At 33.6% G+C, this 21,501-nt stretch carries 22 protein-coding genes; 12 read left to right on the plus strand and 10 right to left on the minus strand.

Going from position 1 to position 21,501, the window contains the following annotated elements:
• Window positions 1-47: 47 nt before the first annotated feature.
• Window positions 48-482 (plus strand): DUF1104 domain-containing protein, encoded by a 435-nt coding sequence (locus tag HCW_RS06350; protein WP_014661400.1) that lies wholly within the window; start codon window positions 48-50, stop codon window positions 480-482.
• Between the two features lie 47 nt (window positions 483-529).
• Window positions 530-1,030 (plus strand): DUF1104 domain-containing protein, encoded by a 501-nt coding sequence (locus tag HCW_RS06355; protein ID WP_014661401.1) that lies wholly within the window; start codon window positions 530-532, stop codon window positions 1,028-1,030.
• A gap of 657 nt (window positions 1,031-1,687) precedes the next feature.
• On the opposite strand, the gene HCW_RS06360 is transcribed toward HCW_RS06355, so the two are convergent.
• On the minus strand, window positions 1,688-2,131 hold the full coding sequence (locus tag HCW_RS06360; protein WP_014661402.1) for a DUF1104 domain-containing protein: 444 nt from the start codon (window positions 2,129-2,131) through the stop codon (window positions 1,688-1,690).
• 263 nt (window positions 2,132-2,394) lie between these two features.
• Between HCW_RS06360 and HCW_RS06365 the strand changes: the two genes are divergently transcribed.
• Window positions 2,395-3,429, plus strand: a complete 1,035-nt coding sequence (locus HCW_RS06365) for a YeiH family protein (RefSeq protein ID WP_043902817.1) — start codon at window positions 2,395-2,397, stop codon at window positions 3,427-3,429.
• A 1-nt stretch (window position 3,430) separates the two neighbouring features.
• Window positions 3,431-4,060 carry a LysE/ArgO family amino acid transporter gene (locus tag HCW_RS06370; protein WP_014661404.1) on the plus strand — a complete coding sequence of 210 codons (630 nt, stop codon included), beginning with the start codon at window positions 3,431-3,433 and terminating at the stop codon, window positions 4,058-4,060.
• Between the two features lies 1 nt (window position 4,061).
• On the opposite strand, the gene HCW_RS06375 is transcribed toward HCW_RS06370, so the two are convergent.
• The 4 genes from HCW_RS06375 to HCW_RS06390 all read right to left on the minus strand — a co-directional run bounded on the left by HCW_RS06375 (window position 4,062) and on the right by HCW_RS06390 (window position 7,533).
• Window positions 4,062-4,991, minus strand: coding sequence for an outer membrane beta-barrel protein (locus HCW_RS06375; RefSeq protein ID WP_014661405.1), 930 nt, complete (start codon window positions 4,989-4,991; stop codon window positions 4,062-4,064).
• The gene (locus tag HCW_RS06380) at window positions 4,961-5,953 is read right to left on the minus strand and encodes a tRNA dihydrouridine synthase (RefSeq protein WP_014661406.1); all 993 of its coding nucleotides are present in this window, start codon (window positions 5,951-5,953) and stop codon (window positions 4,961-4,963) included. Before HCW_RS06380 ends, HCW_RS06375 begins: the two co-directional genes overlap by 31 nt.
• A gap of 149 nt (window positions 5,954-6,102) precedes the next feature.
• Window positions 6,103-6,312, minus strand: coding sequence for a hypothetical protein (locus tag HCW_RS06385; protein WP_014661407.1), 210 nt, complete (start codon window positions 6,310-6,312; stop codon window positions 6,103-6,105).
• A 57-nt stretch (window positions 6,313-6,369) separates the two neighbouring features.
• A complete protein-coding gene (locus HCW_RS06390) occupies window positions 6,370-7,533 on the minus strand; it encodes a CCA tRNA nucleotidyltransferase (RefSeq protein WP_043902818.1) in 1,164 nt (387 codons plus the stop codon).
• Window positions 7,534-7,595: 62 nt separating this feature from the next.
• Between HCW_RS06390 and queC the strand changes: the two genes are divergently transcribed.
• Entirely contained in the window at window positions 7,596-8,273 is a 678-nt protein-coding gene (gene queC, locus HCW_RS06395; protein WP_014661409.1) for a 7-cyano-7-deazaguanine synthase QueC, read from the plus strand.
• 76 nt (window positions 8,274-8,349) lie between these two features.
• Window positions 8,350-8,784, plus strand: coding sequence for a hypothetical protein (locus tag HCW_RS06400; protein ID WP_014661410.1), 435 nt, complete (start codon window positions 8,350-8,352; stop codon window positions 8,782-8,784).
• A 99-nt stretch (window positions 8,785-8,883) separates the two neighbouring features.
• Here HCW_RS06400 and HCW_RS06405 read toward each other — a convergent pair whose 3' ends face one another.
• From HCW_RS06405 to accD, 3 genes are read right to left on the minus strand one after another with little or no spacing between them, the layout of a single operon-like run.
• The gene (locus HCW_RS06405; protein WP_014661411.1) at window positions 8,884-9,897 is read right to left on the minus strand and encodes a hypothetical protein; all 1,014 of its coding nucleotides are present in this window, start codon (window positions 9,895-9,897) and stop codon (window positions 8,884-8,886) included.
• Window positions 9,898-9,908: 11 nt separating this feature from the next.
• Window positions 9,909-10,361, minus strand: coding sequence for a 23S rRNA (pseudouridine(1915)-N(3))-methyltransferase RlmH (gene rlmH, locus HCW_RS06410; protein ID WP_014661412.1), 453 nt, complete (start codon window positions 10,359-10,361; stop codon window positions 9,909-9,911).
• A gap of 11 nt (window positions 10,362-10,372) precedes the next feature.
• Complete coding sequence (gene accD, locus HCW_RS06415; RefSeq protein ID WP_014661413.1) at window positions 10,373-11,242, minus strand: acetyl-CoA carboxylase, carboxyltransferase subunit beta; 870 nt, start codon at window positions 11,240-11,242, stop codon at window positions 10,373-10,375.
• Window positions 11,243-11,324: 82 nt separating this feature from the next.
• Here accD and recO point away from each other — a divergent pair, with 82 nt between their 5' ends.
• Both recO and HCW_RS06425 read left to right on the plus strand, forming a co-directional pair.
• Window positions 11,325-11,939, plus strand: coding sequence for a recombination protein RecO (recO, locus tag HCW_RS06420; RefSeq protein ID WP_014661414.1), 615 nt, complete (start codon window positions 11,325-11,327; stop codon window positions 11,937-11,939).
• Between the two features lie 12 nt (window positions 11,940-11,951).
• Complete coding sequence (locus HCW_RS06425) at window positions 11,952-12,608, plus strand: nicotinamide-nucleotide amidohydrolase family protein (protein WP_014661415.1); 657 nt, start codon at window positions 11,952-11,954, stop codon at window positions 12,606-12,608.
• A gap of 279 nt (window positions 12,609-12,887) precedes the next feature.
• On the opposite strand, the gene HCW_RS06430 is transcribed toward HCW_RS06425, so the two are convergent.
• Window positions 12,888-13,100, minus strand: coding sequence for a 2-hydroxymuconate tautomerase family protein (locus HCW_RS06430; protein WP_014661416.1), 213 nt, complete (start codon window positions 13,098-13,100; stop codon window positions 12,888-12,890).
• A gap of 309 nt (window positions 13,101-13,409) precedes the next feature.
• Here HCW_RS06430 and HCW_RS06435 point away from each other — a divergent pair, with 309 nt between their 5' ends.
• Window positions 13,410-15,572, plus strand: coding sequence for an HsdM family class I SAM-dependent methyltransferase (locus HCW_RS06435; RefSeq protein WP_014661417.1), 2,163 nt, complete (start codon window positions 13,410-13,412; stop codon window positions 15,570-15,572).
• Between the two features lie 3 nt (window positions 15,573-15,575).
• Window positions 15,576-17,081 carry a hypothetical protein gene (locus tag HCW_RS06440; RefSeq protein ID WP_155802253.1) on the plus strand — a complete coding sequence of 502 codons (1,506 nt, stop codon included), beginning with the start codon at window positions 15,576-15,578 and terminating at the stop codon, window positions 17,079-17,081.
• 179 nt (window positions 17,082-17,260) lie between these two features.
• Here HCW_RS06440 and HCW_RS06445 read toward each other — a convergent pair whose 3' ends face one another.
• A complete protein-coding gene (locus tag HCW_RS06445) occupies window positions 17,261-18,862 on the minus strand; it encodes an ABC-F family ATP-binding cassette domain-containing protein (protein WP_014661419.1) in 1,602 nt (533 codons plus the stop codon).
• A gap of 164 nt (window positions 18,863-19,026) precedes the next feature.
• Here HCW_RS06445 and HCW_RS06450 point away from each other — a divergent pair, with 164 nt between their 5' ends.
• A complete protein-coding gene (locus HCW_RS06450; protein WP_014661420.1) occupies window positions 19,027-20,328 on the plus strand; it encodes a methyl-accepting chemotaxis protein in 1,302 nt (433 codons plus the stop codon).
• Window positions 20,329-20,356: 28 nt separating this feature from the next.
• Window positions 20,357-21,463, plus strand: a complete 1,107-nt coding sequence (locus HCW_RS06455; protein WP_014661421.1) for an aminotransferase class I/II-fold pyridoxal phosphate-dependent enzyme — start codon at window positions 20,357-20,359, stop codon at window positions 21,461-21,463.
• Window positions 21,464-21,501: the final 38 nt, after the last annotated feature.

A 21,501-nucleotide genomic window follows, 5' to 3' on the forward strand; every position in this document is an offset into this window, starting at 1 on the left:
ATTATGATTTTTCAATATGGTGCTTAAGATTTTTACTAAGAGAAAAAATGAAAGACATTAAAAAAACCCTTATTTTTATTTTTATGGTTGCACTAGGTTTTCAAGCTATTCAAGCTAGAGATTTTTCTAAGCTTAATGATAAAGAGCTTTTAAAACTAGCTGGAAGTCTTCCTTCTAGTGAGGCGATTGATTATCGTATGGAAGTGTCTAAACGCCTTAAAGCCTTGAATACTGAAGATGCTAAGAAGTTTCGTGCGAGTTTCAGTAGAATGGCTAAAAAAAATCTTTCAAAGATGAGTGAAGAAGATTTTAAAAAAATGCGTGAAGAAGTGCGTAAAGAATTAGAAAAGAAGACTAAAGGCTTAAGTGCTGAAGAAATCAAGTCTAAGGGGCTTGATGTGAGTGTGTGTAGCGGTGATGTGAGAAAAGTTTGGTGCAAGGCTAAAAAGATTGAAGATGAGGGGCATTGTGCGCCTAAGTGAGTTTATTAACTCTAGTAAAAATTTAATTTTAACAAAAAGGAATAAAAATGGTAAAAAAATGTGTTTTAGCGTTCTCTTTAGCAACGCTTATGTTGGCTCCTTTGGGTGCTATGGATTTTAGCAAAAAGAGTGATTTGGAACTAGCTAAAATGGCTGGTGTTGTAGCTCCAAAGGATATTGTGGATTATAAAAAAGAGCTTAGAAAGCGCTTGAAAGATATGAGCCAAGAAAAGCGTGCGAAGTTTCATAAACAATTGCACGAATACGCCATCAAGAACACTGATGATATGAGCGTAGAAGAGTTTGAAACGCATAGAAAGGCAGTGCAAGAGGAGCTTAGTAAGCATAATATGAAAGACTTAGATAAGGAGCTTGGGTTAAAGTCATGTGATTGTGGCAAGAAAAAAGATAAGAAAAAGAACGAACTTGGTGCGAAGTCTTGTGATTGTAATAAAAAACATGCTCATGAGCATAGCAAAGGCAAAGAACATAAAGAACACGAAAAGCACCAACAGCATGAAAAGGAAGAAAAAGCGGATAAAAAATAAGCTTTTTAAGCCAACTCTTTGTTGGCTCTTATTCTAATCTAATCCACTTTTGTGTTTATCTTTTAGTATTGGTTTTTAGGAATTAAGGCAATATTTTTGTGATAGATTTTTGTTTGATATGGTTATAGTTTTTTGAAAAAATTTGGCGTTTATTACCTAAAAAATACTAGCAAAAATGATGTCTTATTAGTTAGGGTGTTTTCGTAATCTCATTTATAATTTATAAAATCCTTTTAAAGTAATTATTGTCTTTTGTTTTTATTGGTTTTTAATAGGTTGTTAGGGCTTAGTAGATTCAATCAAGTTTTTATGTGCGTGAATGTTTAAGGTTTTACTTAAAAAAAGAACCCCACATACACACCAATAAACCAATTTTTGGGGGGCTGAATTTTTTAAATTAATGCGTTTGCCAACAACTGCAAAAATCAAAAAAAATGAGCTAAAAAAGTTTGTTTGGTCTTCTTATGCTTATATTCATGTTTTTGATGTTTTTCAAACAATCATAACCTTTATAACAATCACTTGATTTTAAGCCCAACTTTTTTATATTTAGCAACATCAACAAACAAGAAATTATAAAGAATATCTAAAGTGTTTTATTCATGGTATATCCTTTTTAAGAAAGCGTGTCATCTCATTTTGTCTTAGCACAAAAAACTAACACCCTTTAGTAGGCGCACAATGCCCCTCATCTTCAATCTTTTTAGCCTTGCACCAAACTTTTCTCACATCACCGCTACACACACTCACATCAAGCCCCTTAGACTTGATTTCTTCAGCACTTAAGCCTTTAGTCTTCTTTTCTAATTCTTTACGCACTTCTTCACGCATTTTTTTAAAATCTTCTTCACTCATCTTTGAAAGATTTTTTTTAGCCATTCTACTGAAACTCGCACGAAACTTCTTAGCATCTTCAGTATTCAAGGCTTTAAGGCGTTTAGACACTTCCATACGATAATCAATCGCCTCACTAGAAGGAAGACTTCCAGCTAGTTTTAAAAGCTCTTTATCATTAAGCTTAGAAAAATCTCTAGCTTGAATAGCTTGAAAACCTAGTGCAACCATAAAAATAAAAATAAGGGTTTTTTTAATGTCTTTCATTTTAATTTAATCCCCTTTTAAAAACAACTAATAGCTATCTTGAAATTTCAAAATAACCTTTAGGTGTTTTATAATAGCGTAAAAACTAAATTTTAGGGTTATGTTAACATAATATTGAAAACAAAATCAAAACCAATAAAAAATATTTTTCCTTTAATAAAAACTAAAAAACTAATCTTGATTATTAGTAATATTATGCTATTTTCGCTATAACTTTTGGTTTTTAGGCAAAATACTTGATTTTATGGAGTTTGGAGTGGCTTATGGGTTCAACTAATTATAAAAGTTATTTCTTAGGGCTTGGTGTTGTTGGAATTATTGTAGCACTCGCCCTTTATATCGCACAATTTGCGTTTTTTAAAAATAATCATATTTCTGCACTTTTAGTGGGGGTGTTGCTTGGACTTTTGGGGTCTTTTATCTATCCTAAATATTCTCATCATCTAAATAGTGGGGTGCAATTAAGTGCGAAAAAACTCTTGCGTTTAGGTGTAGTTCTCTATGGCTTTAAGGTAAGCATAACAGAAATTTTAAGCTATGGTTTTTCACCCCTACTAATTGCCCTAATTGTCGTTATTGTTATATTCTTTATAGGGGTGCTTTTAGGCAATAAGCTAGGACTTGATAAAGAAACCTCTATGCTTGTTTCTATAGGGAGTGCAGTTTGTGGGGCAGCAGCCGTGCTTGCCTTAGAAGGGGTGCTAAAATCCAAGCCTTTTAAAAGCGTTATAGCGGTTGGAACGGTTATTGTCTTTGGACTACTTTCTATGTTTCTATACCCTTTTGTCTATAATTTAGGCATTATCCCTTTAAACCCTATGCAAGAAGGCGTATATATCGGTGCGACCTTACATGAAGTAGCCAATGTTGTTGGGGCTAGTAGCTCTATTAACCTAGAAGCTGAAAAAGTAGCCATTACCATTAAAATGGTGCGTGTGATTTTACTTATCCCCCTATTACTTGGAGTTTCTTTTTACTTTTCAAAAAATAATAGCACTACAGAAAAAACCAAACTACAAATCCCATGGTTTGCATTCGCCTTTTTAGGTATGGTAGTGGTGCATTCTTATTTGCCCTTGCTTACAAAAGATGTCTTAAACCCTCAAACCTTAGAAAATAGTTTTGCTCTTTTGCGCCAAATTTCAGAAATTTTTCTTATTTTTGCAATGAGTGCCTTAGGACTTCAAGTAGATGTGAAAAACTTTGCCTCTAGTGGAGGTAAGGCTTTTTTACTAGCCTTGATTCTTTTAATCTTGTTGATTGGTGGGGGACTCTTTTTGGTTAAATGGTTAGTGTAAAATGCTAGTTTTTTTAAAGGGTTTTAGTTTAGCCCTTTCTTTGAATGCCGCCATAGGAGCACAAACTCTTTTTATTATAGAGCAAGGTATCGCTAAAAATCATGTGTTTTTAATCTGTTTGATATGCTTTGTTTGTGATATTTTTTTGATGAGTGCTGGAGTTTTTGGCGTGGGCTCGTTTTTAGCCAAGAACCCCTATGTAGCCCTAATTTTAAGCTTATGTGGAGCGCTCTTTACGGGCTATTATGCCCTTATGGCACTTCTAGGACTTTTAAAAACCTTTCAAGCTAAAAAGACTCAAACTTTTAGAACCCTATCATTAAGGAAAACTTTATTATTCACTTTAGCGGTTAGCTTGCTTAACCCTCAAATCTACTTAGAAATGGTATTTCTTATTGGTGCGAGTGCACTCCCATTTGATAATACCAACAAACTTATCTTTTTAATTGGCGCACTCTGTTCTTCCTTAGTATGGCTTGTTTTACTTGGGAATTTATCCTTTCGCTATGGCTCCATTTTACTCAATAATAAAAAGGCGTTTATAGGCATGAATGTTTTAATCCTAATAGTTATGGGGGCTATTTGCGCTACTTTAATGAGAGATTTTTTAATCGCCCTAGAAAGGCTATAATCTAAAACAAATACGCATAGCTCACAAAGATTTCTTGATTTCTAAAGGTTTTAAAATGTTGGCGCATGGTTTGTTGTTGCCACACATTACTAGAACCAAAATTTTTCCAACTTTGTGCATTCAAACTATAATAAGGGATTTTTAACCCTACATTCAAGCGATTATGTCTCCCCACATACAAAGAACCCCCAAAATTCACAAAAAACCCTCCACCAGCTGAAAAAAACTTATCGTTTTGCTGTGTATTTTGATTTTCCCATTTAGGACTCCATAATATTGCGTATTCTACTCCACCCCCAGCAAAAATACCCATTTTTAAAAACAACATTTTTTTAAGCTTTAAAGATTGTTTTAAAATCACATCAATAGGAATATTCACAAACACATTGAGATTAAGCCCAAACGCCATGAAATGCCCATTATTAAAAAGGAAGTTTTGGGGGCTTTTGGTCTCTTGCAAAATTAAAGCGCCTTGTTGCCCCGTATTAGGGTCATACGCCCTTAAATCACTAGGGTTATAATTTTTGTTAGCAAGTTTAGTGTTGCCCCCCACTTTTTTCCCTAATTGAGCGTTAGCATATTGTATATCCCCCCACACTCTTAATCCTAAAATGTGATATTTGTCTATGGATATTTCATCGCCAACTTGAAAACTATAGGATAGGTCTTGATTCCCCTTATAATGAGCCTGTAATTTTTCGCCATAACAAGCATCATTAGGACAAGTAGGATTATTTTTGTAGGCTTGCTGCCACATTGTAGTGCGTGTGCCAGCCCCTGTGCCTAATTTAAAGCCTAAATAAATATGATTTTTAGTTTTAAAAAAAGGCATTTTTTCTAGGGTATTATCGGTGTTTGCCAAAAGAACCCCTGCAAAACTAGCTAAAAAAATAACCGCTTTCAAACGCTTTTTTGATTCAATTCTACCCATAATGGCACTTCACTTTGCAACATCTCTTGACTAAAAAATTCTTCTATGCTCTCTCGCATGCTTTTTATCTCTGTAAGGGTATTGACACAATTACGAAAAGCACTCGCCCCCATTTCACCCTTAGCATAAGCATGCAAATTCTTCCTAAACATCACCACCCCCCTTTCTCCATAAAACTCCACCATTTTATCAAAATGCTCCAAAACCAAGTCTTTTTTCACTACGGCTGGTAACTCGGTGGTATTATTTCTAATTTGCCAAAATATCCAAGGGGCTCTTAAAGCTGCTCGCCCTATCATCAGCCCATTAGCATTAGTCTTTTTTAACACTTCAAAAGCTTTTTTAACGCTGTCAATTTCGCCATTTGCCATAACAGGCACTTTTAAAATTTCTTTCATTAAAGCAATGCTTTCATAATCAATCTTATCTTTTTGATACCTATCACTTCGTGTTCTTCCATGCACGACTACATAATCAATCGGAGCATCATTTAAAGCCTGAGCGATTTCTGTAGGGATTTTTTTATCAAAGCCTAAACGCACTTTCACGCTTGTGATTTTTTTAGTCGTGTTTTCTCTAATAATTTTTAAGAGTTTTACAAGATGATTCAAATCTTTTAATAACCCGCTACCATTACCATGATTAGCCACTTTAGGTGCTGGACAACCGCAATTAAAATCAATCCCACTTACATGTCCTAAGGCATTGATTTTTTCAACCGCTTCTTTAACAACACTTTCTTTAGAGCCTGAAATTTGTGCCATAAAGTTGTCTTCTAGGCTAGATTTTTCTAACATCTTAGAAGTCTTATCAAACGCATACACGAGCGAATGCGAACTAACCATTTCACTTGTCGTAACATCTACGCCAAATTTTTTCACCACACTTCTAAAAGGCAAGTCTGTATAACCAGCCAAGGGGGCTAAAAAAAGCCATTTTTTAGGATTATTCTTAAAGTCCATAAATTCTCGTATTAAAGTTTTTTGTTATATTGACACAATCAAGGTTAAAAGTGCTTTAAAAAAATTATAGCCATTTAAAAGCATTGCCTAAAAAGAAAGATAAGTTTTGGGCTTTAGCCCACTTCAAAACAACAATTCAAAGCGATAAGTTATTTTGAAGAAACTTTTTTATCAAAAATGAGAAGTGCCACTTCCACCATTCTCCATTCATACATATAATTAACAAACTTTATATCTCTAAGATGATAGCCACGCTGTTCTGCAATTCCTATCGTTGTATTAATTTTACTCTCAATACTGCTCCCTTCCATAAACTCTGTACGACACTCTATACGCTCAATATAAGTTTCATTATTCATTATTAATCTCCTATTTTTTATCAAATCAAGCTTGATTATAACACAACAGCATTTAAATCAATATCTACTTTTAACCCACTCAATAAGAAATTCCAAAGAATTACTTTTAGGGCTAATTATCACTAGGTCTAAGCATTTTTCTAAAATTTCGCCTATTTTTTTATTTTGATAGCCTAAACTTTTGAGTGTATCGCCCTTAAGAACTAGGTGTTCTTTTTTAAAAGGCTCGTTTAAATTTAACACTTCATTAAACAAGTATTTGATTTTTAAGGCATGTTTGTAGTTTTCTAAAAAATAAAATTCTAAGGCTAGATTAAAAGACTCTAAATCATAGTCTTTTAATAAAAATTTTAACTCTGTTTTATTATGGATATTTAAAAAGGCTTTGTGGCATTCTTTAGCTTTAGCAAATAAAGTGCAAGTTTTCTTAGGGTAGCGTAAATTTTCTAAACTCTGTTGGTGCTTAAAAAACCCTAGCAACCTTAACTCTAAATTTAAATTAGCTCCTTTTAAAAACTCTAAATTTTCTATTTTCTCTTCAATCACTAATTCAAAAATCTCTTTAAACTCTTTTATAACTTCATAGGCATTTTTCCCCATAAGAAGTTTGTTTAATTCGCTTTGCAAGCGTTCTTTTGAAAGGTGTTTTAACAAATCCTTACACTCAAAAATGGCTATTTGAGTGTTTTTCTCTATTTTAAATCCTAAGCTCGCACTAAATCTTAACGCCCTTAAAATCCTTAAAGCGTCTTCATAAAAACGCTTTTTAGCTTCACCCACACACTTAATCTCTTGATTTTTAATTGCAATTTGTCCCTTAAAAGGGTCAATAAACCCTTTTGTAGGGCTATAAGCTATGGCATTCATACTAAAATCACGCCGTTTTAAATCTTCTATCAAGCTATTGCTAAAAGCTAATTTTTTAGGCTTTCTGTGCTTGATATGCCCCTTTTCAATTCTAAAAGTCGTGATTTCATAGCCTTTATTGTTTTTAAAGGCTGTAAGTGTGCCGTGTTTGATACCGGTTTCTAGCACTTTAAAATGGTGTTTCAATAAGATTTCTTTACTTTCACTAGGCTTGGCATTTGTAGTTAGGTCATAATCTTTAGGCATAATTCCCATTAAATTATCACGCACACACCCCCCTACCAAATAAAGCTCGTAAGGGGATTTTTCATAAAGATTAAACAGCTCTTTTATTTCCTTGTCTAACTCAAACACGCTTATCACTCTTCAATTTTCTTTGTGTTATTATATCTCTTTAGTTTTTTTAAGGAATTTTTATGAAACAAGAAATTTGCGTTTTAAGCTTTAGTGGCGGACAAGATAGCACTACTCTAGCTGTATGGGCAACAAAGCACTTCAAAAAAGTCTATTTAGTAGGATTTGATTATGCACAAAAACACTCTATAGAATTAGAATGTGCTACAAAAATCGCTTCTCTTTTACAACTTCCCTATGAAATCATCAAATTAGATTTTTTAGAAAGTATCACACACTCCGCCCTTTTTAAAAGCTCTAAGGATTTAATAAAAAATTCACACACCCAGCATAAAGACTTACCCAGCTCTTTTGTGCCTAATCGTAATGCGATTTTTATCACACTTTTACATTCTTACGCTCAAAAACTAGGGGCTAGTAACATTGCCTTAGGGGTTTCACAAGCGGATTTTAGTGGCTACCCTGATTGTAAAGAAGATTTTATTAAAAGTATAGAAAATTCACTTAATCTAGGCTCAAATACCCATATCACTATTCATACCCCCCTAATGTTTTTGACTAAAGCACAAGAATTTCAAATGGCTAAAGATTTAGGAATCTTAGATTTAATCATTAAAGAAACGCACACTTGCTATCATGGCGAGCGAAAGACTTTGCATGCTTATGGTTATGGTTGCAATGAATGCCCCGCATGCAAATTAAGAAAAAAAGGCTATGAAGAGTTTCAATCAAACTTATAATTAAAGATTAATTAAAATTAAATCAAGCCAAAATGTGCTACATTTATTTAAATTTTTAATACCATTAGGAAATGTTATGTTGCACACAAATGATAACCATAAAAAAGTGTTTTTTAATCGCACAAACTCTAAAGATTTAAGATTGCAAGAATGGCTAGTTAAAGGAGGACTTACGCTAAGCACTTGGTGTTTAGCATATGCCCTAAGTGCTTGTGGGGCGAATGTGCCTGTAGAAGAAGTGGTAATCAAAGACCCCAAAGAGACTAAAGCCCAAGAAGTCGCTAGAGAAGAAAAAGCCATAGCCCAAGAAAATGCCACTATTGATGCACACACCACTCCTACCATTAATCATTTTAATAATTATGGCTCTTTAAATGGCTTTTACAATTCCCAAGACAATCTTAATTCCCCCATGCAAAATGGAATGTATGGGGGCTATTACATGCCCTATGGCATGATGCCTTATGGCTATGGCATGATGCCCGGATATTTCCCCTATTCTTTCTATTGATACTTAATGCCCCCATACTTCTTTGGCGAAGTTTGGGCAACTATTTTTGTTTAATAGATTAATAAAGTTCTATCAAAAAGAATAAGCTTATAAGGCTTTTTATAAAAATGCCTCAAGTTTATAAGCTTTATGGTGATTTTTTAAGTCCATGTAAGCATTTAATAGAGCGTATTCTTCAAAAGGTAAAGTAGCTAAACGCTCTTTGGCTAGGTCATTCATCTCTAGTTCTAACAACACAAATAAAAACGCCTTTTGGGCTTGTTCATCTTCATCGCTTAAAAATTCAAAAAATTTGAACCACTTATCAGGAATCAAAAAGCTCTGTGCCATTTGAGCAAGACGCAAGTAATCGTTTTTATCATAATGCACTTCAAGACATAATTGTGATATTTTTGAAACATCTAACGCAAGATTTTTTTCAAAAAAAGCCTTTAAAAAATGGCGCACACATTCCTTATCCAAAAATCCTTGCATTAAATTTAAAGCTTTTAAAATTTCTTTTTCACTCCCCTTTTGAGTGATTTCTATAAAAGCATAACGGCGTAAATCTAAGGGAATTTGCTCGTTTTTAAGGGTCTCTAGTGCGTTTTTGAGGTCATGCTGAATAAGAGCAACTAGGCGTTTAGGAAAATACGCATGCTCATAAGAAAGGGTGTGTTTGGCATGTTCTTTAGGCTCTTTTAACTCGCCATTTTCAATATTTTGATAATGCGAAAAAAGGTTATCCACCTTTTCACATCCGCTTGTAGGCGTATTTAAATCCGCCTTTAAATCATAACGAGCTAGAATTTGAGAAAGATTTTCCATATACTTATTAGCAAACTTGGTTTTTAAAAAAGTTTTTTGAGTGTCTTGTGCCATAATTTGGTTAAGCAATTTTTCAAAATCTTGTTTTTCACGCCAAGAGCGGATTTTATTACTTGCATTATGCTTGAATAAAAACACCCATGACAAAAATGCAAATGCCCCTAAAACCCCCATAAGCCATATAGCAATAGGCAAATTAATGCTCTTAGTCCCCATATTAAAGGTAAAAGAATGCGAATCTATGCTATAGACAAACACTCCAAAACCTACGATAAATAAAAACGCAAATACAATATAATAGCGCATTACAACGCCTCCTATTTATGATATGGGTGCTGATAAATGATACTTAAAGCCCGATAGATTTGTTCACATAACACAACTTTAGCCACTTCATGGCTAAAAGTCATCTCACTCAAGCTCCAAGTCTCGCAACGCCTTAAAAAATTCTCTTCAAACCCGTATGCTCCAGCAATAAAAAAATTAATATTAAGTGTATCTTGCAAAATTTTGCTAAACACATGGCTACTACCCCTTTTACCTCTAGGGTGTAAGGCAATATTTTTTGCTTTAGGGTTAAGATATGGCTCAAAAACTAAAGAATAAGAATTTTGAGCTAACTCTTTAGAAACCTTTTGTGCGTTTAGCACTGATTTGGGAAGTAAATCTATCAATTCTAATTCGCAAGAAAATTGCTTACATTGTTTTTTATAAGTTTCAAGCAACTCTATAGATGAACCTTTGGTAATAGAATACACCACGCAACGCATTAAAAAATCCCCTAAAAACCCTTTATATTCGCATGTGTAGTCATTGCAATCAAATCGCTTATGGTTTTACGCAAATCTTTTCTATGCACAATCATATCAATTAAGCCATGCTCTAATAAAAACTCAGCCGTTTGAAAGCCCTCTGGTAAATCTGCTCCAATGGTTTGCTTAATCACTCTAGCTCCAGCAAAGCCAATCATTGCTCCAGGTTCTGCAATAATCAAATCCCCTAAAAATGCAAAAGACGCACTAACTCCCCCAAAAGTAGGGTCGCTCAATAACGAAATAAAAGGCAATTTAGCCTCACTAAGTCTATTTAGAGCCGCACTTGTTTTTGCCATTTGCATTAAAGAATAAGTGGATTCTTGCATTCTAGCACCCCCACTTGCTGAAACAATTAAGAGTGCTTCTCTTTTAGCAACCGCCCTATTGATAGCTCGCACGATTTTTTCCCCCTCAACTGAGCCTAAACTCCCCCCCATAAAGCTAAAATCAAACACCACAATTTGCAAAGGCATGCGATTGATTGTAGCCTCACCACTAATAACTGAGCTAGGACGACCCGTCTTAGTCTCATACTTTTTAACTCGTTGCTTATAACTCTCTTTATCTACGAAATTAAGAGGGTCATTAGGACGCAATTCCTTATCAAACTCTTCAAAGCTCCCTGCATCGCACAAAAACTCCAAACGCTCCATAGCATTCATACGAAAATGATAATGGCATTTCAAGCACACATGATTTTTAGAAAACACTTCCTTATAATACATCAAAGCATAACACTTAGGGCATTTAATCCAATGCGTTGGTTGCTCATTTTTACTTGGTGCTTTTCGCAATTTATCTATTTTAAAATTCTTAAAGAAGTCTGCAAAGCCCATTCTCTTCCTTATTTTGCAGTTTTTATCAAATTGTATCTAAGTTTTGCTTATAATTAGGGTAAAAATAGCTTTAAGAGTGGATATGCAAGGATTTCTTTTAGAAACAAGAAGTATAAAAGATGAAGATTTAATCGTTTCTGTTATCACAGAGAGCGAATTAAAAACCCTATATCGTTTCTATGGCAAACGCCATAGTATTCTAAATGTTGGGCGCAAAATTGATTTTGAAGAAGAAAATGATGATAAATTTTTGCCTAAATTAAGAAATGTCTTACATTTAGGCTACTTATGGGAAAGAGAAATGGAGCGCTTGTATTATTGGCAACGCTTTTGTGTGCTACTTAAAAAGCACTTAGAAGGCGTGCATAACCTAGATAGAATCTATTTTGATACTTTAGATAAAGGCGCTATTAAGCTTTCTAAACAGCATCCCTTAAGAGTTATGTTAGAAATGCATGCGATTCTTTTAGATTTTGAGGGGCGTGCACAAATAGAGGGGACATGTTTTTTATGCGAAGAGCAACTTAAAGAAGATGTAGCTTTAGCGCAAGGATTTGTTCTAGCACACCCACATTGTCTTAAGTCTAAAAGTTTTAAACTAGAAAAAATAGAACGCTTATTTCGCACTCAAAGTAGCATTCATTTAGAAATACATGAGTTAGAAGAATTATGGCGCACACTTAATCTAGGGTTTTAAAAAGGATAAAAAATGAAATTTAAATTTTTAAATATGGATAATGAAAGCGGTTTTATTTTGATTCAAAATGAATTAAAAAAACTTAATATTCAAGCTGAAGTGAGCAAAAATTTTATTGAACTTAAGGGTGAAAATATTCCTATAGCTAAAAACTACCTTCAAACGCTTTTTGGCGATAATATTTTAGAATTAGATTCTCAAAATAAAGGCGTAAGCTGTTTATTAGAACGATTAAAAAATTTAGATTCAAAAGTAGCTGTCGCAGAGAGTTGCACAGGTGGGCTACTATCTTATGCTTTTAGCTCAGTTAGTGGGGCATCAGCGGTGTTTATGGGGGGTATTGTATGCTATGATGAAGAAGTTAAGCAAAATTTATTAAAGGTTAATGCCACTACCCTAAAGGCCTTTAGTGTTTATAGTGAAGAATGCGTTAAGGAAATGCTTATAGGCGTATTTTTAAATTTTAAAGTTCATTACGCCCTAGCTATTAGTGGGGTAGCTGGCCCTAATGGAGGCAATAGTGCTAATCCGGTTGGCACGGTGTATATTGGGGCTCAAAAAATTAATACTCCCCCACTCATTGAGCGTTGCTTTTTTCAAGGCAATAGAGAAGAAATCCAAAAAGAAAGCGTAGAGCATGCCTTAAACATGCTTGCTAGGATTTTATGATTATTAAATAGAATTTCTTAACATGATTAACAATAAGATATAAAATTACTCAAATTTTATTAAAAACTCTTTTTGTTTTTGATTGGCTAATATCTTAGAAAATCAAGATAGTTTATCAACACAATATCTAAAAATGTTTTATGATAATAAAAACTGAAATCTATTTAGGGGTATTCTTATTAAAACTATAAGGGGATACTTTTTAGCTACTTTAGACTTAAGCTTATCTTTAGTCTAAAGTAAAATTTTTGATAATCGGTATCTACAAAAAGAATATTTTTAAGACTTTGCTTTCTGTCTTAAATTATGAATGCTCTCACCCCCAAGCCCATAATTATTCGCATCAACTTCATCTATAAGCACAACAATAGAGGCTCTGTTTTTATTCAACACTTTCACCATTAAATCCGTTGCCCCTTCAATAAGTTGCTTTTTTTGCTCTGTTGTAGGCTGTCCATCTTCTGGCACAAGTTTGATATTGATAAATGGCATAAAATCTCCTTGTATTTAAAATATTTAAACTATAGCAACTTTATTTTAACCCCCCTAAAAATCAAAAGAAAATTTCTAATAACCCAAAAAAATTTGTTACCTTTACATCATTTGAGATTTTGTAATAGAAGTTTCTAATTTTTTTGGATTTTAATATTTATCTTGTTAAAATGAGTTGTTTTACTTTTAATTAAAAAGTCATTTTCGTATAGAATGATAAAAGCAAATCCCAAACAAAAAGTAAAAAATGTATGCATTAATTTTTTATAAAATATTAATGGTTCTTTTAAAATTTATAAAAGGTCTTCAATGAGTAGTCTATCCACTCTATTAGCAGAGTTTGATAAAAAATTTTCTAACCTAACCATCATTGACAAAGAATGGTATCAAAACAATATTGGCGTTAAATCTTTCTGCAAAAAAGCAAGCAAAAAGGATAGTAAGGGTAAATTCAGCGAAGAATATGTTCGAGCAAGGTTTATATACGCACTAGTTTATAGTGGTATGTATCAAAAAGAATACATCTGCGTAGAATTTGGATTTCCAAAGGGCAATGGTGGAAAAAGTTTAAATCCTGATATTATTGTTTTTAAAAATAAAAATTGGGAAAAAGACTACGAAGATGCCAAGGCTAATAAAAATTTTTCAAAAATTCGTCAAAATGTTTTGGTTATTTTTGAGGCAAAGAAGAATGGCAAGTCGGTAGCTGATGCTATAGAGAATCAATTACGTTGCGCAATGGAACTCAATACTTCTAAGGATAGAATTTTTGGCGTTTATTTTGATGACCAACCAGACATTCTTATTTTTAAAAAAATTGGCAATTCAGAAATACGTCGTTTTAACGAAAGTAGCGAATTGCAACAAGATGGTATTTATGGTTGGAATTTAGACAAGCGTGATTTGCTTATTGATTTGCCTAGCCAAAAAGATTTTATTGAAAACAATAAGAGTATTTCTGATTTAAGCAAATTAAAACTTGATAGTTTAGATGCCATTGACGAAGTCAATTTTACAGAACTTATGAACAGACTAAAACGAGCTAATGATAGCATTCAGCCAACAAGCCCAGAGCGAGATTTGATTGTTGAATTTTTAACACTAAAAGTTTTTGATGAAAAACGCTCAAAACGAGATAATCGCTATTTAGACTTCTATATCAAAGATGATGAAAAGCGTCAAGAAGGTCTAGCAGAAAAATCATTTAGAGAGCGTATCAATAATCTTTATACTTCAGCACAAAAAGAATATCCAAAAGTTTTAGATCCACAAAAACGCATTTTTTCTTATGATAGCCAATTGCGCCCCAACAAAGGAGGCAATGATGAACGCTTTTTAATAGCTTTGGTTGAAATATTTCAAAAACGAGCTATTTTAAAAGCTAAAAACGAGAGCTTTAATCAAATTATTTTTAATAATTTTGGTAGCGAAAAACAAAAAGCTGATAAGGGACAATTTTTTACTCCAATCCCCGTAGTAAAAAATATTATTAAAATGCTAAATCCTATTAGAGGTGAAGAATTGTGCGACCCCTGTTGTGGTATTTGTGATTTTCCCGCTATGGCCTTTAGGCATTCTCACAGAAAAGAGGCAGATTTCCCACCCAATGCCTCAAATTTCTATGGTTTTGATTTAGAAAGCGGTAATCTCAAGTTGGCTGAACTTAATCTTGTGTTAAATGGTGATGGTGGGGCAATCTTAGAGCAAATGGACTCACTCGCACAAAAACTACTTATTAATGACAAAGTTATGAAAAAAGGCGATTTTACAACTAGCAACTATGACATGAAAACTTGGGAAAACTTGCATGACAAAGACAAAGATATAAAAAGGTTTAAGATAATTGCCACTAACCCACCTTTTGGAAAAGGGCGAGATTTGAAAACGGGGGCAAATGGAACATGGGATTTACCGAAAGAAACAATCAAGCTTTATGAAACATTTCATAATAAACTTGACCTTGATGCTAGTGGAAATCAATGCTATCCAAATTCTATGGATATGGGAGCTTTATTTCTTGAAAATGCGTATAAATGTTTGGAATATGGCGGAAGAATGGCAATCGTTCTATCCAATTCTATTGCAAGCATAAAAGAATGGCAGAATGTTCGCAAGTGGTTTATTGAGCGCATGAGAATTGTAGGGATTTTTGATTTGCCAAGCAATACTTTTGGTGAAACAGGCGTAGCCACTACAGTAATTATTGCCTATAAGCCTAAACTAGATGAGCAATTTTTGCTTACACAAGACTACCAAGTTTTTATCAAAGAAATAGTCAATATTGGATATGAAGTCAAAACCAAGCAGAGAGCCGTGCATTTTGAACCTCAATATATTATTGATGAAGAAACTTTTGAAAAAACAAGCATACTGCATGAGGACTTTTCTAGTTTGCAAAAAGAGTGGAAAAGCTTTTTGCAATACCAAGAAGAAGAGATTAAACAAGCATTTCATTTGGATATGATGGAGTAGTTTGTGAGAAGTTATATAAAATCCACAAAAACAATAAGAAATTTTTCCATTAAAGATTTTTGTATGCACTCTTTTTCCGCAAGAGATTATCGGATACTATCAATTAAAAATAATAATATTGTTGAGCTTGTTGACTTGTTAGAAAGAAAAGTAAAAGTTGGAAAAGAAATAGGGTCTGAGTCTTATATGAAAAAATCATTGCATAGATTTTTAAAAACAGCAAACCTATCAAATAATTTTTTGCTTGATGAAAGCTCTATTGAATTTTGCAAACCTGAAAATAAAGTTTTTCCAAAAAAAAATGAAATTCTTATTGCAAAAGATGGTGGTGGTGGTGGATTAGGCGAGGTAGCTCTATACCCTTATTGTAACAAGGATAATAGAGATAGTCTATCTGCCGGAATAATTGCTATTAAGGTTAAAACTGAAAAACATTACTATGTTCTAGGTTTTTTAAAATCTCAACATTTTAAAGATTATATTGATTTAAATACAGCTCAAGGTTCTACTATAAGACATTCAAAGTTAATTGCCTTGCAATATAAAATCCCATTTCCAACTATCAACAACAATCAAAAACCACAAGATGTTGAGACCTTGGTTTCTTTGATTGTCCAAAACATTATTGACAAAGAACAACAAATTAAAAACAAAAATACCCTTATAGATGACTTGATAGAAGAAGAATTACAAACTAATCAACAACAAAATTCTTTTTCTTATTCTTATCCTACCATTAATGAAATCAAAGAAGAAACTCGCCTTGATACAGGATTATATGAAAAAGAATTTAAAAAAATGGATTTTTTAATTAGGAATTATGAAAATGGATTTTTTAAATTATTGTCAAAATATGAAGCAAATAGAGGAAATAATTTGGCAATAAGCATAATTGGAGAGAGTATTTACTCAGAGACCCAAAAGGATAACTTCTATAGATTGTTTACTAATGTTGAATTGAGTAATGATAGAACTATCTCAAATTATCGTTGGCTAGGTAATAAAAATAAATTAAAACTTATCCCTCCTAAAACTATCTTTCTAAGTGCAGATGGAACAGTTGGAAGATGCATTTATCTCAATGATATGGGATATACAATTACAAATTATCATCCTTGGAATATCAATAGAATAAGAAAAACAGAAAGTGAATTTGAGGATGTTTTCGTTGCTATGTTTTTAGGATTCTTATATAAAAAGAATTTCTATGAAAAAATTAAAGATAAGGCAAATGGTGGAGGCATAAAATTAAACCATTTAGAAAGATATATAAAAATCCCAAACTTCCCAAAATATAAACAGCAAGAAATTGCCAAAGAATACTACAACCCTCTAGGTAAAAATAACATTCTGACCTTGCAAAATTATCTTGAAAAAGAAAAAGAGCGCAATAAAAATATAGGAATTTTCCAACTTAATATGGAAGTTTTTGAATTAAAAGAGAGGTTATCGGACTTAATCCACAAAATTATTACAGAAGAAAAAATAGAGATTGTCCTAGACTATTAGTGTAATGCTATTTTAATAGCCACGGGCAAACCCTTTCTATCTTACTTCATAAGTAAACTTTCCAAATTCTTATTATAAAGCTTTTCTCAAGCTTTATAATAGATATAATTAAGGACTAATAGGCTCTTTGATAATCTCTAAAACGCTTTGAATAATTTCAATATCTAGCTTTTTCATCTTTATTTTTTACTCGCTAGATACTCTTCATAACTCCCTTTAAAATCAATAATTTTAGCTCCCTTGCTACTTGGCACTAATTCAATAATCCTATTCGCATACGCATCAATGAGTTCTCTGTCATGGCTGACACAAATTACTGCCCCATCAAATTTAAAGAGTGCTTCACCTAAGGCAATAATAGCTTCTAAATCTAAGTGATTGGTTGGCTCATCTAAGATTAAAAAATTCCCCCCTTCTAGCATAAGCTTAGACAACACCATTCTGTGCTTTTCTCCCCCACTTAACGCATTCACGCATTTTTCTTGTTCTTCGCCATTAAAGAGCATTCTTCCTAATGCGTTTCTCACTTCGGAACTTTCAATCTTTTTGTTGAAATTAAAGAGCCATTGATACAAGGTTTCTTCTCCGCTAATTTCTTCGCTCACATTTTGTGGGAAGTAGCCTTTTTGAACGGTTGCCCCCCATTTCACTACGCCATTATCGGGCTTTAATTCTTCTACTAGAATTTTACAAAGCGTAGATTTACCCACGCCATTTGGCCCTATCAAAGCGATTTTATCCTTAGGCATGATTTTTAAACTCACTTTATCTAAAATGATTTGCCCATCATAACTTTTAGAAATGTTTTCACATTCTAAGGCCTCATTACCAATGGTGCGTTTAGGCTTAAAAATAATACTAGGGTCTCTTCTACAAGATACTGCCAAGCTTTGAATATCTAATTTATCTAATTGTTTTTGGCGGCTTGTGGCTTGCTTAGCCTTGCTCGCATTAGCACTAAAACGAGCGATAAATTTTTCTAATTCTTCTTTTTCTTTGAGTTTTTTATTGCGTTCAGCCTCTTGCTGTTTAGCAATTAGAGTAGATGCGATATACCAATCATCATAATTCCCGCTAAACTCACGCACCGTGTGGAAATCCAAGTCTAAAATATGCGTGCATACCGCATTCAAAAAATGCCTGTCATGGCTAATAACCACCATAGTGCCATCATGGCGTTTGAGATTGTCTTCTAACCAATCAATGGCGTTTAAATCTAGGTTGTTAGTAGGCTCATCTAAGAGCAAAATATCTGGTTTAGGAAAGAGCACTTGGGCTAAGAGTATCTTAAATTTATCGCTACTTGGCAAGGTTCTCATCAAATCATTGTGCTTAGAGCTAGGAATGCCTAAATCTTCTAGGATTTTTTCAATCACCACTTCGCATTCATACATAGGGTCTTCTTCTACACAAATGGTCTCTAACTCCCCTAGTCTCATATTCACTTTATCATCGCTCAAATCCCCCTCTGTATATAAGCGCTCTTTTTCTTTAATAGCCTCATACAAACGCTTATTACCAATCATTACCGCATCTTTAAGGCTTAATTCTTCAAAAGCGTATTGGTCTTGCCCTAAAACCCCCATTTTCATGCCACTTGTAATGATTACTTCCCCACTACTACTTTCAATGCTCTTGCTTAAAATTTTTAAAAAAGTGGATTTTCCTGCCCCATTAGCCCCAATAAGTCCGTAGCGTTTGTTTCTGTCTAGTTTGATATTCACATTTTCAAACAATTTTTTAGTCGCATAGCGTTGCGTTAAATTTATGGTTTGTAACATTTTGCCATTTCCTTGTCGTTTTTATTATATTTTTTACAAAAAGGTTATTGTAGCACAGCTTGTATTTTTTGATATAATCACACTAAAATTGAGTGAAGTCCTTTAGAGCTTAAAGGGCATAACAAAATGATATTTTGTTTCAAATTTAAAACAAGGGAATTATTATGTTTGGGAATAAGCAACTCCAAGTTAAAATCAACGAAAAAAATGCTGAAATTGCCAATTTAAGAAAAGAGCTCAATCTCTGCCAAAGTCTCTTAGATATGTGCTTGCATGAGGGATTTATTGGTATCAAAAACAATAAAATAGTGTTTAAAAGTGGGCATTTAGCAGACTTAAGAGATTTAGATAACCAAATTTCTCACTTCAAAGCTAATGCTGAAGATATTCAACTTGAAAATACCACCTATTCCTCAAAAAGCCAAAATATTGATGGGGTGCAGTATTTTTCTCTTGCCAAAAAGAGTGATTGCGTAGGGCAATACCACCAAAATGATTTATTTAAGACTTTTTTTGCAAGTCTTAAAGAGGGCTTGGAGGGTGCGCAATCAAGCTTACAAAATATCCACCAAGAAACTAGCGAACTTGTAAGTGCGAGTGAAACTAGCGAAAAGCATTCTAATGAAGGGTTAGAGGCTGTTGGTCAAGCTAGTCAAAACCTTGAATCACTTTATGAAAAAATGCAAAATGCCACTTCGTTAGCCGACTCGCTTAATCAGCGCAGTAATGAAATCACTCAAGTTATTTCTCTTATTGATGATATTGCAGAACAAACCAACCTCTTAGCCTTAAATGCTGCCATTGAGGCTGCAAGAGCGGGCGAGCATGGTAGAGGCTTTGCGGTGGTGGCTGATGAAGTAAGAAAATTAGCTGAAAAAACCCAAAAAGCTACTAAAGAAATTGCTGTAGTGGTTAAAAGCATGCAACAAGAGGCTAGTGATATTCAAACCAATACCCATGATGTTAATTCTATTGTAGGTTCTATCAAAAATGATGTGGAAGTCATTCAAGACAAGGTTCAAAGCAATCAAATTACAGCAAAAGCAGCTAAATATACTATTTACAATATCAACAATCGTGTATTCTGCGGACTAGCTAAAATTGACCATGTGGTATTCAAAAACAATCTCTATGGCATGGTCTTTGGCTTAAATTCCTTTAATATTACAAGTCATAAAGGCTGTCGTTTAGGTAAATGGTATTATGAGGGTGCTGGTAAAGAGACTTTCTCTAACACTTCAGGTTATAGGGCGCTTGAAAGCTATCATGCTAATGTGCATACTGAGGCTAACGAATTAGTAAAAGCTGTTCAAGAAGAACACACCACAGACTTGAAATACTTAGAAGACAAAGTGCATGTGATAGAAGAAAATGCCAAGCATGTAAAAGACAACATTGACAAAATGTTTGTTGAAAAGCAAGATGAATTGCATAAAATCATTGAAGAAATTCAAAAAGGCAACTAAAATTGGTTAAAAAAGGGCGCTAAGACTTATGTTTTCTAAAGAGTTGCGTGCCTTGCATCGTTTCAAGCGCTATCGCAAAAGAGAGTTATTTGACTTTTCTTTAAAAGATTATGCCTCTAATGACTACTTGGGTTTAAGCACTCAAAAAGGCTTGCTTGAAGATGTTTTTAAGCAACTTCAAACCTTTGATACTCACTCCCCAAAAGCCTCCATGCTTGTGAATGGTTACCACCCCTTGCATGCTAGTTTGGAAGAAAAACTAGCCAATCTCTTTAACTTTGAAAGTGCTCTTTTAGTAGGGAGTGGTTTTTTAGGCAATTTAGCCTTAATAGATACTCTCATAGTTAAAAATGCCCTATTATTTATGGACGAGCATTACCATGCAAGCGGAGTTTTTAGCACCAAAAACAAACTTAAGCAAAGCACTTTTTTTCAACATAATAATGCTAAAGATTTAGAAAATAAACTCGCTAATGCCTCTAAAGATAAGCTAAAATTTGTCGCTATTGAAGGCGTGTATTCTATGGATGCAAGTATTGCTCCTTTAAGCATTTATGAAATCGTAAAAAAAACTCCCAACACTTTCTTAATAATAGATGAGGCTCATAGCTTTGGTGCGATTGGCAAAAGTCTATTAGGATTTTTAGAACACCACAACATTACAGAGCGAAAAAATATTATCAAACTTAGCACTTTTTCTAAAGCGCTTGCAAGCTATGGAGCTTGTATCTTAGCCTCAAAAGAGGTGATAGAATTTCTAATCAATCGGGCTAAAAGCGTGATTTACACTACCGCATTAAGCTTGCTAGATACCGCTTTAAGTTTAGCGCATTTAGAATACTTCCTAACACACCAACAAGAGTTAAAAACCGCCCTTAAAGAGCACCAACAAGTCATTTTTGACACTTTAGGCATCACTATGCTTGCTGGGTTTTTCACTCTACCCTTTAAGAATAATGATGATTTATTAAAAGCCCATGCCCATTTAAAAGAAAAAGGGTTTTTAGCAGGAGCGATTCGCCCCCCTACGACTTCTAAACCCCTTTTGCGTATCTCTTTGTCTCTCAAAAATAGCTTAGAAGATACTTTAAGGCTAGGCACTATTCTTCAAAACTTACCCCATTATCAACATTAATAAGGAGTCTTTTAAAATGATTTTTTGGTTAAAGAATC

The sequence above is a fragment of the Helicobacter cetorum MIT 00-7128 genome (genome assembly GCF_000259255.1).
In the GTDB taxonomy this organism is placed as follows: Bacteria; Campylobacterota; Campylobacteria; order Campylobacterales; family Helicobacteraceae; genus Helicobacter; species Helicobacter cetorum_B.

Bases quoted from the DNA above. Each gene is read 5' to 3' on its own strand.
- HCW_RS06350 (WP_014661400.1), top strand. From the start codon at position 48: ATGAAAGACATTAAAAAAACCCTTATTTTTATTTTTATGGTTGCACTA.
- HCW_RS06355 (WP_014661401.1), top strand. From the start codon at position 530: ATGGTAAAAAAATGTGTTTTAGCGTTCTCTTTAGCAACGCTTATGTTG.
- HCW_RS06360 (WP_014661402.1), bottom strand. From the start codon at position 2,131: ATGAAAGACATTAAAAAAACCCTTATTTTTATTTTTATGGTTGCACTA.
- HCW_RS06365 (WP_043902817.1), top strand. From the start codon at position 2,395: ATGGGTTCAACTAATTATAAAAGTTATTTCTTAGGGCTTGGTGTTGTT.
- HCW_RS06370 (WP_014661404.1), top strand. From the start codon at position 3,431: ATGCTAGTTTTTTTAAAGGGTTTTAGTTTAGCCCTTTCTTTGAATGCC.
- HCW_RS06375 (WP_014661405.1), bottom strand. From the start codon at position 4,991: ATGGGTAGAATTGAATCAAAAAAGCGTTTGAAAGCGGTTATTTTTTTA.
- HCW_RS06380 (WP_014661406.1), bottom strand. From the start codon at position 5,953: ATGGACTTTAAGAATAATCCTAAAAAATGGCTTTTTTTAGCCCCCTTG.
- HCW_RS06385 (WP_014661407.1), bottom strand. From the start codon at position 6,312: ATGAATAATGAAACTTATATTGAGCGTATAGAGTGTCGTACAGAGTTT.
- queC (WP_014661409.1), top strand. From the start codon at position 7,596: ATGAAACAAGAAATTTGCGTTTTAAGCTTTAGTGGCGGACAAGATAGC.
- HCW_RS06400 (WP_014661410.1), top strand. From the start codon at position 8,350: ATGTTGCACACAAATGATAACCATAAAAAAGTGTTTTTTAATCGCACA.
- HCW_RS06405 (WP_014661411.1), bottom strand. From the start codon at position 9,897: ATGCGCTATTATATTGTATTTGCGTTTTTATTTATCGTAGGTTTTGGA.
- rlmH (WP_014661412.1), bottom strand. From the start codon at position 10,361: ATGCGTTGCGTGGTGTATTCTATTACCAAAGGTTCATCTATAGAGTTG.
- accD (WP_014661413.1), bottom strand. From the start codon at position 11,242: ATGGGCTTTGCAGACTTCTTTAAGAATTTTAAAATAGATAAATTGCGA.
- recO (WP_014661414.1), top strand. From the start codon at position 11,325: ATGCAAGGATTTCTTTTAGAAACAAGAAGTATAAAAGATGAAGATTTA.
- HCW_RS06425 (WP_014661415.1), top strand. From the start codon at position 11,952: ATGAAATTTAAATTTTTAAATATGGATAATGAAAGCGGTTTTATTTTG.
- HCW_RS06430 (WP_014661416.1), bottom strand. From the start codon at position 13,100: ATGCCATTTATCAATATCAAACTTGTGCCAGAAGATGGACAGCCTACA.
- HCW_RS06435 (WP_014661417.1), top strand. From the start codon at position 13,410: ATGAGTAGTCTATCCACTCTATTAGCAGAGTTTGATAAAAAATTTTCT.
- HCW_RS06445 (WP_014661419.1), bottom strand. From the start codon at position 18,862: ATGTTACAAACCATAAATTTAACGCAACGCTATGCGACTAAAAAATTG.
- HCW_RS06450 (WP_014661420.1), top strand. From the start codon at position 19,027: ATGTTTGGGAATAAGCAACTCCAAGTTAAAATCAACGAAAAAAATGCT.
- HCW_RS06455 (WP_014661421.1), top strand. From the start codon at position 20,357: ATGTTTTCTAAAGAGTTGCGTGCCTTGCATCGTTTCAAGCGCTATCGC.